The organism is Acinetobacter bereziniae LMG 1003 = CIP 70.12, assembly GCF_000368925.1.
GTDB lineage: Bacteria > Pseudomonadota > Gammaproteobacteria > Pseudomonadales > Moraxellaceae > Acinetobacter > Acinetobacter bereziniae.
In genome coordinates, this window is sequence record NZ_KB849755.1 from 443,746 (window position 1) to 455,976 (window position 12,231).

Here is a 12,231-nt window from a genome sequence, read left to right on the forward strand (position 1 = left end):
GTCCAGCCTCAAATGAAGTTTTGCTTTGACCCTTTATTCTAACTTCCATACGGTATAAATTGCCTTTCACTTTCGATTTGTCAATCTCGATAAAAAAACCTATTTTATCTTCACGATAAAATAGGTCATTTTCCAAAACATTCCATCAAATTGAGCAATGAAAATAAATCGTTTTAATCTTGCGTCTCTCTTAATTGATGTTCTCTTAATAACTTTGCCACCCACAATACCAACAATAAAATTGGGATACCAATTAAGGTGGTCATTAAGAAAAATTTTGGATAGCCGATATTGGTCACAATGGTTCCAGAATATCCACCCAATATTTTAGGCGTTAAGGTCATTAACGAACTAAAAATTGCATATTGAACAGCAGTGAATGACACACTCGTTAAACTAGACAAGAATGCAATAAAGGCAGCACCTGCCAACCCTGAAGCTAAATTATCCACCACAATCGCAAAATACAACCATCCTGAGCTATATTGCTCAATCACCTTACCTTTAATTTCAACAGATGCATTGGTATCTGCTTTAACCACAGGAACAGGCTGAATATCAACGTCAATATCTGCTTTTTTCTCAGTCAATTGATAGCGCTGATCAGTGTAAAGCGATGTTTTTGGATTTTTATAATTGACGACTGCAATGATCGTTTTAGATGCTGATGCTTGTAAATCTTTTCCATCGATCGTCCCACTAAACAAACCATCTTTGTCCAGTTTAGCAGGATAAGTTTTAGCATCCAGTTTTAAAGTAATCGGTTTATCTTCTTGGAGATCAGTAAGTTTCAACCCAACTGTTTGACCTTTAATCACAATACTTTGCTTGGACTCGGCAGCAGTTAAGCTATTATCGCTAGTGACCGGAAATAATTTGATTTGGGCAGTACCATTGTCAATTAAATAAGGCACTGTATATTGCTGAGCTACTGTTTGATCTGCTAGGGCGGCATCGATACGTAATGTTTTAGTTTGAACCAAATCTTGGCTTGGTATTTTGACTTTCCAGTACCCCACCTCATCAGGCGTTGCTTGAAAAGTTTTATCAGCAACATGGATTTGAACCGCTTGCATCGGCGCGCCAGACTTCACCAAACCAATAAAAATCAAGTTAGTTGAACTTGCCAGAACAGCTCCAACAAACATTAATTTCATAATGTTCATACGTTGTGCAAGTAATCCACCAAGAAAACCACCCAGTAAGCTAAAAATTACACCATATATTTTAACAGCTTCAGCAATTTGTTCTTTGGTAAAGTTGAGATCTTGATAAAAAACGTTTGAAATAACGCCTGCAATAATGTCTGAAATTCGATAAAAACCAATGAGCAACAATAAAACCAATGCCAACTTTAAACCATAACGTTTAAAAAAGTCTGCGATCGGATTCACCCATGTTTCATAAGCCATCTGTTGATTGACAACCCCTAATCGAATCAACACAGATGCAACAAATACAGCACCAGCACCTGATCCCAAAAACCGTACAGCTTCCATTAAAAATTTAAGAAAACTATCTTCAATTTTCCAAATTGATTGCAGGTATTGAATAAGGTCATCTGAATAAATATAAAAACATACAAAGCTTGCAACCGCTAAAACAAATACGAGAACCAGACGATAATAATCAATATTCTTATAGTGCTTATCAACACGGTCAACCTGTGGTTCACGGATCAAAAGTGTGGTAATTAACCCCACAACCATGACAACAGCCATCGTTAAATATGTGTATTTCCATGCCTCATAAATATAATTGCCTTTTGCTGTTCCTAATGATGCAGCTAAAAATAGTGCACCAGCACCTGCAACAATCATCCCCAAACGGTAACCCGCATTATAGGTGGATGCCAGTACAGTTTGCATTTCAGTTTCAGCTAACTCGATTCGATAGGCATCGATAACAATATCTTGGGTTGCAGCGGAGAACCCTAGCAATACAGCACCCACAGCCATTTGGTAAATATAACTTTGACCCAATGCTGGATCTGAAAATGCCATAATACAAATTGCACAAATAATCAGTAATTGTGCGATCAACAGCCAAGCTCGTCGGCGACCCAATTTTTTAGTTAAAACAGGTACTGGCAGTTCATCAATCAATGGCGCCCAAACGAATTTAAAAGAATAGCCCAAAGCCGCCCAACTAAAAAAAGTAACAGCACTTTTTTCAATTCCAGCCTCTCCCAGCCATAGAGATAAACTCGAAAAAATCAATAAAATCGGAATACCTGCTGAAAAACCAAGAAATAGCATGATTGCAGCGCGGCGGTCTAAAAATGCAGCAAAAGCAGATTTCCATCCATTTTTCGCGGTTGAATTCTGCTCAGACGATTGCTGAGATAGTTGCGTTGTCATTGCGTTGTTATTTTCTGAAAAATGAAATAATGCTATTCAACCTTTTAATGCTTAGAGTTTCAATCACTTTTATGCAACTAAGGTCGCCTTTTACAGATATTTCCGCTATAGATGCTTGATCTTTACCCCCAATCCTGTATACCTTAAAGCTTTCAACCCATATAAGTTTTGGATTTCACCTGTGACCCAAAGACACGATCAATTAAGCTCTACCGCTGTTTCAAATACTCACACTGCAAGCCTAATACAAAAAACTGAAACCCATTTTCCATCTGCTTTTGATCAAACGGAAATTCAAAATACCTTGACACTCACAGCCCTAAAACCTGAACAACTGACGCATATTCCAGATCTCTCCAAGATTCCTTCTTCAACCAGAAGAATCAAACCCTTAAACAATTTTTTGGGTCAAGATCGTGCTAAAGCCTCTGTTGAGGCAGGTATTGCCCTACCTTATTCTGGCTATAATATTTTTGCTGTAGGTACAGCAGGGCTAGGCAAACGTACCATGATTAAACGTTTGCTTCAGCAACATGCTAAAGCGATGCAAACGCCAGATGATTGGGTATATGTCTATAATTTTAAAAACGCACGCCAGCCTATTGCATTACGTTTCCAAGCTGGGCAAGCCAACAAATTCCAAACACTGTTACATCAAACTTGGCAAACCATCCTTAAGCAGCTTGAACGTCGTTTTAGTGCAGAAACTTATCATAACCGTATCGAACGCATTCGCCAGATTACAGGCAATGAGCAACAGCTTGCATTAGTTGAACTAACCAAAGAAGGTGAAGATCTCGACTTAAAGCTAATCAATCGAAACGACGAACATATTTTTGTACCCATCCATGTCAAAGATGACAAAGTATTGGAAATGTCACAAGAAGACATTAATGCACTTGATAGCAAACAACGTGCAGAAATTAACTCCAATATGCGTTATATGGATAAAAAGCTGGAACGCCTCGGTCTGCAATTAGGTGATCTTGAAGATGACGCACGTGATCAAGTTTCTGAACTCAATCGTGATATTGCCAAGCAAGTGGTGCTTCCTCGTATCGAACAGATTCTCAATAAATTCAAAACAGTGCATGGATTAGAGCAATATTTAAAGCTTTTTGCGGCTGATATTATTGACAATGTTGAAACAATTTTAGATCAAGAAGGCGAAGAATTTTCTCCATCGCTCTTTAATCGGGTACCTTCCAGATACCAAGCCAATGTTGTGGTGAGCAACAAACCAAACTCTGGTGCACCTGTAATTTTTGAAGACTTCCCTACCCATTACAATTTACTTGGGCATGTGGAGCAACTCACACAAAACGGAACCATTACCACAGATTTCACGCTGATTCGTCCAGGTTCATTGCACCAAGCCAATGATGGTTTCTTAATCTTGGAAGCTGAACAACTCTTAGAACAGCCATATGCATGGCAAGGATTAAAACGTGCTTTAAAATCAGGTCAGCTCAAACTGTCATCTTTAGAACATATGCTGACTTTGACAGGAAGTATTTCTATAGAACCTGCTTCAATTCCACTCAACCTTAAAGTGGTTTTACTCGCTGAACCAGAAATATATTATGAAATTTTAGAAGTAGAACCTGAGTTAGGCAGTGTCTTTAAGATTCGTGCAGATTTTACTGATACCTTGCAACGAAATGATGACAATGAACAAGCCTACATGCAGTTGATTGCAGACTATGTTCAGCAAGACAAGTTATTACCTTTTGATCGCTCAGCTTTGGCTGCTTTACTTACAGACTCTAGCCGTCAAGCAGAAGACCAAAGTTCTCTGTCATTACATGCATTGACTTTAGGAGATTTGATCCGTGAGTCACACCATCATGCTGCACAATCGGATGAAAAGCTCGTAACCTCACATCACATCAACACTGCGCTCAAACATCGTCAGTATCGCTTAGGTTATTTAAGAGAACTATATTGGCAAGACCTTTCCCGTGGCACACAGCTGATTGAAACGCGTGGGCATCGTTTAGGTCAAATCAATGCCTTATCTGTGATCCAATATGCGGATGTTGAATTTGGCTTACCATCACGTTTAACTGCTTCAGTATACCAAGGTGGTGGTGATATTCTTGATATTGAGCGTAGTGTTGAGTTAGGCGGCTCTTTACATGCAAAAGGCGTTTTGCTCATGTCCAGCTTCCTTAAAGCGCACTTTGGACGTGAACAAATCCTTCACTTCTCTGCGGCACTTGCCTTTGAGCAAAGTTATGGACAAGTCGATGGTGATAGCGCTACGGTTGCTGAGTTGTCAGCTTTAATCTCTGCAATTTGCCAATTGCCAATTGATCAGTCTTGGGCAATTACAGGTTCAATGAACCAATTGGGTCAAGTACAACCTATCGGTGGGGTTAACGCAAAAATCGAAGGTTTCTTTGATGCATGTAAACTGCAAGGTTTGACTGGAAAGCAAGGCGTCATTATTCCACGTCAAAATATGCAACATTTAATGCTACGTCAAGACGTTATAGATGCAGTAAATCAAAATCAATTCCATATTCATGCCATAGACACGATTGATCAGGCTTTGGAAATTTTAATGGCTCGTCCAGTCGGCAGTTTGGATAAAAAGGGACGTTATACCAAAGGTTCTATCTATGCTGCTGTGATGGCTCAACTTGAATATTGGCAAGCACTTGAGGATGGTGTTGAAATCGAAGAAAAACCAAAGAAAAAGAAAAAAAAGAAGGATAAAAAAGCTAAGAAAGTTGAGATTGATCCTGCATTATTAACTGATGATGCCGCAGATCTTGTAACTCAGCAAAATAAACGCAAGTAAAACCTATACAAGCTAAGCTTGATGAAGCCCCTAAATTGGGGCTTCATCTATTATCTTGCAACATTAGGCAATAAAAAAGCACCTTACGGTGCTTTCTTTGCATCAGTGGCTTATTTTGCTTCTGGTGCTGGGCTATATTGTTCAATCAATGGTTTTAATTCACCATTTTGGAACATTTCTAGCATGATATCGCTACCGCCAATCAACTCACCATTGATCCACAATTGTGGGAATGTAGGCCAATTTGCAATTTGTGGCAAAGTTGCACGAATATCTGGATTTTCCAAGATATTTACATAAGCAAATGGACGACCAATTTGGCTAAGTGCCTCTACTGCACGAGCAGAGAAACCACATTGTGGGAATTGTGGTGTACCTTTCATATAAAGAAGTACAGCATGTTTAGCAATTTGATCGCGAATTAACGCTTCTGTATCACGCGCTTGTTCAGTCATTGATTAAATCCTCAACTCATCTGCCTGCATTATACCTAAATCCACAATAAAGAGTATGTCTAGACGATTATTTCCAATTTTATTTACATTTAGGCTTTAAATCTTCCGCATATTTTGGTTAGATAATCCTTTCTTTTCCCTCCTAACAGATAAGAGTTAGTCATGAACAACATTACCCTTGCTCCGGTACAAACTGATCAACCTTCACATTTGATGCCTGTATTCAGCCGTCAACCGATCAGCTTTGTTCGAGGGCGAGGTTCTTATCTTTATACTGAGGATGGAACTGAATATCTTGATGCATTAACAGGTATCGCTGTCTGTGGTCTTGGTCATGCACATCCTGTATTGGCTGAGGTAATCGCTGAACAAGCTGCAACACTTATCCATACCAGTAATATTTATGAAGTCCCTTGGCAAACAGCAGCTGCACAAAAGCTGGCTGAAGTTTCAGGTATGGAAGAAATCTTTTTCTCAAATAGTGGTGCTGAATCCAATGAAGGTGCAATTAAAATTGCGCGCAAATTTGGTCACTTACAAGGCATCGCCAATCCTAAAATTGTTGTAGCAGATCATTCATTTCATGGTCGTACACTTGCCACACTCTCTGCCACAGGCAATAAGAAAGTACAAGAAGGTTTTGCACCTTTGGTTGATGGTTTCATTCGTGTACCTTTTGGAGATGTAGAAGCGATTGAAGAAGCAGCAATTAATCATCCTGATATTGTGGCAATTCTGGTTGAACCGATTCAAGGCGAAGGTGGTGTAAATACTGCCCCTCAAGGCTTTAGTTATCTTGAAGATATTCGTGCTATTTGCAACCAACACAATTGGTTAATGATGTTAGATGAAGTGCAGACTGGTAATGGTCGTACTGGTCAATATTTTGCTTATCAACACACCAATATTGTTCCTGATGTTTTAACTACGGCAAAAGGTCTAGGCAATGGTTTCCCGATTGGTGCAGTAATGACTCAGGGTCGTGGTGTTGGTGTTTTGACTGCTGGAAATCATGGTTCGACTTATAGCGGTACACATTTAGGTTCACGTATTGTGTATACCGTGATTGATTTAATCCAAAAAGAAAATATCATGTCCAATGTGAATGAAATTGGTACTTATTTGGTTGATCAGTTCCGCATTCAGCTTGCAGCACAAAATGTGATTGTCCGTGGTTTCGGTATGATGATTGGGATTGAACTTCCAAAAGACTGTGGTGAATTGGTGAATATTGCCCGTGATGAACATCATTTAATTATCAATGTGACTTCTGGCAATGTTGTTCGCCTATTACCTGCATTAAATATGAATCGCCAACAAGCTGATGATCTCCTACAACGCTTAGTTCCTGCAATTCAGAAATTTCTTGGATAATACTGGTTTTAAATATCATTTAAGGAGATTAAGTTTATGATCTCCTTAAATCCAAATTTCAAATATAGAAAAGCCGCTTTAAAGCGGCTTTTTTATTCAAACTTATTAGAACTTGGGCTTTTAAGAAGCTTCTTGGAAAATTCTGCCACCAGGTAACTGGCTAAAATATTGTTTTAAAGCATCCAAACAGCGGTGAATTTTCATCGGTTGCTGTTCACGCTTTAAAGTAACTGCACTTAGCGTGAAAGTTGGTAGTTTCCATTCAGGAAGCACTTCAACCAAAGTACCGTTCATCAATTCTTTTTGTACATCTAAATAAAGAATACGTGCAATCCCATGTCCGTGTTGGCACAATGATTTTGCAACAAATACGTTATTTGTTTGAAGACGATGCTTCATTTCTAAATTTACAACTTCACCTGTTGCACTATGCTGAAATGAAAAATGTTGATAATTTTTCATAATATTCACAGGAATCAAATCATGATTCTGTAAATCTTCAGGTCGTGAAATGGGCACAGTCTGATTTAAGTAGCTTGGCGATGCGACTAAGATTTGATCTACTCTCGCAAGTGGCGTACAACTTAAATTATTCGCATCTTCCATTTTAGAAGACATACGAATTGCAATATCTATGCGTTCCTCGATTAAATCGATATATTGGTTATCCGCTTCAAAATGAACCATCAAACCACGATGCGCAGACATCCAATGTGATAATGCAGGCACAACATGTGTAGCACCTATTTCCGGGGTGGTCGCTATGCGTAAATCACCGACTAAATCGTCTCGCAACTCATTAATACGGATTTTTCCACGCTCAGCCGCAGCGAGCATTTCTTGACAGCTGTGGAAAAAAGCTTGACCAGCTTCAGTTAGACTCAGCTTTCGTGTAGAACGATGTAGAAGTGTAACTTCCATCTCTTGTTCTAAAGATCTAATTTGCTGACTAACCGCACTAGTTGTAATGCCAAGATCACGCGCGGCACCACTAAAAGAGCTTTTTTCAACAACGCAAGCAAAGACACCCATTGCTCGAAGTTGATCTAACATAAATTTCCCTCTGAAATTATGAGCTGCTTCACATTTTTTATTTAAAGCAACTCATTGTATTATACGAAGAAAATTACATTTTGCATTAAAATATTTAATTTATTGGTAAAATATTTGCAGGATTGATAGGTTTTCCGTCCAAACGCACTTGGAATTCCAGCATTGTGCTTGTCGCACCAGAAGATCCCATCTCTGCAATTTTCTGTCCAGCGGTCACATTTTGACCACTTTTTACCAACATTTTACTATTATGTGCATATGCAGTAATGTAACCATCAATATGTTTCACCAAGACAAGGTTACCATATTCTTTCAATCCATCTGCAGCATAAACCACCTGTCCATCTGCTGCAGCAAAGATAGGATCGCCTTGATTTCCACCAAAACGCAATCCCTTAATATTATTCGCAAGATTATAACTTGCGATCACAGGTCCTGTAGACGGTTTAACCCATCTTAAACCAGTAGATTGTACTGTCGTTGTTGTTTGAGCTGGCACTGTTGTGACAGACGGTACTTTTGTTGTTACAGACGGTGATGTTGTCGTTTGCTGCGTCGGTAACTTAATGGTTTGGCGCTGAATTTGTGGTTCATTGTTTGTCAAAGCTTTGGTTGTTGAACGGTTAGCATTCGCCCCACCCTTTTTCAAACGCAATGACTGTCCAACATAAATTCGATATGGCGCAGCAATATCATTCATTTCAGCCACACTTAAATAACTCAAACCGTAACGCATAGCGATGCCGCTAAGCGTATCACCCGAACGTACAGTATAATACTCTGGTGCAACTGCGTAACGTGTTGGATTATTAATCTGTGGCTTCGATGCACAACCAGTAACAAGTATTGTAGAAGTAATGGCAACTGAGGATAAAATGATTTTTACCCATCGCTTAGGCATTTGAATATAAAGCTTTGATCGAGCCAAAAGCATTGATTTCCCTCTCTACAATCTTAAATTTAAAAATATTTGCTTAAGATTAGCAAAAAACACACTTATTTCACTGTTTCGCAGTGCTTTTTCACAAACTTATAACACTCATACATCAAAATGACTATGTGAGAGCTGCGATTGTAAAGTTTCCAAGATTCCATAGTTGGTCGCATCCATTTGAATCGGTGTGATACTGACAAAACCATTGGCGATAGCAAAAAAATCTGACTGGATATGCTGTAAGTTCTTTTTAGGGTCTGTAACCGCCTCGCCTGCCAACCCAATCCAATACACTTGACGACCACGCGGATCAACCTGACTGGTGATTGGTTTTGATTGTACCCGTCGCCCTTGATAGGTAATCTGAGCGCCCTGAATTTCAGCAACATCTGGGATATTAATATTTAAAATATGTCGCGGTGGTAGCTGTGGTAGTCCTTGAGCAATAAATGTGTAAACCCACTGTGCTGCTTGTGCATAATCATCAGCACGCTCATAAGCCCGAACATTACTACCTGCCAATGAAACCGCGATTGCAGGTAAAGTCATTAAACGCCCCTCAAATGCAGCGCCCACTGTTCCAGAATAAAGTACGTCATCTCCTAGATTCGCTCCGCTGTTGATACCACTGACCACCAAATCAAATTCAAAATCAAATAAACCATTCATTGATAAATAAACACAATCAGCAGGAGTGCCATTGACTGCCCACATATCTGGAGCAACTTGAATTGGACGTAATGGTCGATCTAAGGTTAAAGCACTAGAATAACCGCTACGTTCACTTTCAGGTGCAACAATTACAACACGTCCTAGCGGTCTTAATGCTTTTGCTAAAGCTTGGATACCCGGTGCAAATACACCATCGTCATTGGCAATTAAAATATTCACTATAATCTACTTAAATCTATATTAATCTGAAAACTCTTTTATACCCCTTTATTTATCTAAAACTTTAATCTATTTTAGTCGGTATTGGTTCGCACTAATCTGTCATTAAAACGGGTATTGTGACGGGTAACTTATATAACTGAACGGGTAACCTAATGCTTTCAGATACTAAAATAAAATCATTAAAGCCTAAAGAAAAAATGTATCGGGTACTTGATGCAGAAAGGTTATACATTGAAGTAAGACCTTCTGGCAAGAAGATATGGCGATTCAAATACACTTTAAATGGCAAAGAAGGCACTGTAAGTTTTGGAGAATATCCAATTGTTACTTTGGCTGATGCACGTAAAAAGAAAGATGAAACAAAAGCTTTATTAAAAGAAGATATAAATCCAGTCGAAGAAAAAAAGAAAAAGAAAATTGAGGCAATTACAGCCACAACAAACACTTTTAAAGCTGTGTCTGAAGAATATATTTTGGAACAGATGAAATATAAAAGTGAAGACTACATTGAGCAATTTAAGCGATCTATGAGGAAAGACATATACAAAGTCATTGGTCACAAACCTGTTAAAGATGTTAATTCCTCCGATGTTCTAACAATCATGAAAGATACAATGACACGGGTAAAGAAACTATCTCATTATGGCACCGGAGAGGCAGCAGCAAATCAGAATAGAAGATTCATAAGCCTTGTAATGAAATATGCAATTGTAACTTTAAGAGCTGATAACGACCCAACATACGCAGTAAGAAGCGCAATAGAAGCCCCTGAAATTGAACATGCACGACCATTGGAAAAAGACGAACGGATAAAACTTAGAACTCGCCTTGAGCTATACGGGGGTACTACAACAGTCAGAAATGCTTGCTTAGCTATGATGTATTCCATGTTGAGGGCATCCGAGATCAGACGTATGCAATGGTCATTTGTAGACTTTGAAGAGAGAGTTATTAAATTCCCTAAAGCATCAAGAAGACGCAAGCAAGAGCGTAGCAACAAAAAGAACCATATTCATTTAGTCCCTATTTCTGATCAGCTTTGCGAATTATTAAATGAGCAATACGAAATATCACCCAATGAAACTTATGTTTTTGCTGCACCTTTTAAAAAAGATGAAATGTTAGCGAGAACAACGCTTAATAGAGCATTGGTTTTTATTGGTTTACCTGATGTTACTACACACGATTTTAGAGCAACAGCATCTACCCTGCTAAATGAGAAAGGATATAAGCCCGATTGGATCAATAAACAATTAGCCCATGTTGAAGAAAATAAAACAAGAGCTACTTATAATCATGCCAGTTGGATAGATGATCGACGTAAGATGCTTCAAGATTGGGCTGACATTGTGGATAGTTGGAAGAGTTAAAGCCCCTAAAGGGCTTTCACACAAATACCCACACTCACGTTCGTGTTGATAGTGTGGGCTGTACAACTGGTTAGTAATAAGCAAAGTAACAAACTAATTATCTTCAGCTGCATATTTTAGATTCTCTGCGACTCGGTTAGTCCACCCTTTGCCATAAGTTGCCCATGTTTTTAAGGATGTATAAAAACTTAAACGCTCTGAAGCCAACAACAATAGAACGTCATTCACATCTTTGGCTTTAACTGCTGCAATAGTTTTAGGTCCTATAATTCCATCGTCAGGAACACCAACAGCTTGTTGCAATTCTTTAATTGCTCGGCTTTTCCCTGCATTTACAGCGAAGTCCCACAATTGATAAACAATTGCTGGGTGAAGCTGATCAGCCCCTAATTTATCCCACCAATCCTTTTTATAAATGTCTTTGGCTTGTTCAATGGTAAGATTTTTAATGTCTAAATTTGGGTATGTATTGGCAGCAATACCGTATTTAGTGCCTTTAAAAATCCCCTTTCCAACTTTACCACCCGTCCAATTACCTGGGTCATTTTGATCTGTGGAAAACCCACCTTCATGACCAATTAGGCGACCAAATGCTTTTTCAAAGTTCATTTAAATATTGCTCCGAATGCTTGTTTTACTTCGATAATGATTTCGTTAAATGACTTACCTTTCAGCAATTGCAATGATTGATAAGCAATACCAATACAAAGTAAGCCAAAGATTGCAAATAGAAGCATCACAAAACCCTGCGCCATATGTGAGTAATGCGATAATTCGTAATATTCAATAAATGCAGATCCACCGTATAAGCTGATAGCAACACTGAAAGTAAATTTCATAATGACGCCAATCGTTATTTTGATTTGACCTTGAGTGTTTATATCTCCGCTTAATGTCAATGCGAATATTGCTCCAACAATTGCAGCAATAATTTTTAAAACAAATGGTAAGCCTTTGATAGAAAATGGATCGTTCAATGTATTTC

The 12,231-nt window shown here is 38.7% G+C and carries 10 protein-coding genes; 3 read left to right on the forward strand and 7 right to left on the reverse strand.

The window, feature by feature from the left end:
• Window positions 1-173 precede the first annotated feature (173 nt).
• Complete coding sequence (locus F938_RS03935) at window positions 174-2,360, reverse strand: AmpG family muropeptide MFS transporter (protein WP_005029577.1); 2,187 nt, start codon at window positions 2,358-2,360, stop codon at window positions 174-176.
• Between the two features lie 181 nt (window positions 2,361-2,541).
• Here F938_RS03935 and F938_RS03940 point away from each other — a divergent pair, with 181 nt between their 5' ends.
• Window positions 2,542-5,166, forward strand: a complete 2,625-nt coding sequence (locus F938_RS03940) for a Lon protease family protein (protein WP_005029579.1) — start codon at window positions 2,542-2,544, stop codon at window positions 5,164-5,166.
• A gap of 110 nt (window positions 5,167-5,276) precedes the next feature.
• On the opposite strand, the gene grxD is transcribed toward F938_RS03940, so the two are convergent.
• Window positions 5,277-5,621, reverse strand: a complete 345-nt coding sequence (gene grxD / locus F938_RS03945) for a Grx4 family monothiol glutaredoxin (protein ID WP_004831217.1) — start codon at window positions 5,619-5,621, stop codon at window positions 5,277-5,279.
• Between the two features lie 162 nt (window positions 5,622-5,783).
• On the opposite strand from grxD, the gene F938_RS03950 reads away from it, so the two are divergent.
• Complete coding sequence (locus F938_RS03950) at window positions 5,784-6,995, forward strand: aspartate aminotransferase family protein (RefSeq protein ID WP_005029582.1); 1,212 nt, start codon at window positions 5,784-5,786, stop codon at window positions 6,993-6,995.
• Between the two features lie 120 nt (window positions 6,996-7,115).
• Here F938_RS03950 and F938_RS03955 read toward each other — a convergent pair whose 3' ends face one another.
• From F938_RS03955 to surE, 3 genes are all read right to left on the reverse strand, one after another.
• Window positions 7,116-8,048 (reverse strand): LysR family transcriptional regulator, encoded by a 933-nt coding sequence (locus F938_RS03955; RefSeq protein ID WP_004831219.1) that lies wholly within the window; start codon window positions 8,046-8,048, stop codon window positions 7,116-7,118.
• Between the two features lie 94 nt (window positions 8,049-8,142).
• Window positions 8,143-8,982, reverse strand: a complete 840-nt coding sequence (locus F938_RS03960) for a peptidoglycan DD-metalloendopeptidase family protein (protein WP_005029585.1) — start codon at window positions 8,980-8,982, stop codon at window positions 8,143-8,145.
• Window positions 8,983-9,087: 105 nt separating this feature from the next.
• Window positions 9,088-9,873 carry a 5'/3'-nucleotidase SurE gene (surE, locus tag F938_RS03965; RefSeq protein ID WP_004831222.1) on the reverse strand — a complete coding sequence of 262 codons (786 nt, stop codon included), beginning with the start codon at window positions 9,871-9,873 and terminating at the stop codon, window positions 9,088-9,090.
• Between the two features lie 155 nt (window positions 9,874-10,028).
• Between surE and F938_RS03970 the strand changes: the two genes are divergently transcribed.
• Entirely contained in the window at window positions 10,029-11,246 is a 1,218-nt protein-coding gene (locus F938_RS03970; RefSeq protein WP_005029588.1) for a tyrosine-type recombinase/integrase, read from the forward strand.
• Between the two features lie 93 nt (window positions 11,247-11,339).
• Here F938_RS03970 and F938_RS03975 read toward each other — a convergent pair whose 3' ends face one another.
• Both F938_RS03975 and F938_RS03980 read right to left on the reverse strand, forming a co-directional pair.
• Entirely contained in the window at window positions 11,340-11,855 is a 516-nt protein-coding gene (locus tag F938_RS03975) for a glycoside hydrolase family 108 protein (protein ID WP_005029591.1), read from the reverse strand.
• On the reverse strand, window positions 11,852-12,223 hold the full coding sequence (locus F938_RS03980; protein WP_005029593.1) for a hypothetical protein: 372 nt from the start codon (window positions 12,221-12,223) through the stop codon (window positions 11,852-11,854). The genes F938_RS03975 and F938_RS03980 overlap by 4 nt, the downstream gene beginning before the upstream one ends.
• Window positions 12,224-12,231 lie beyond the last annotated feature (8 nt).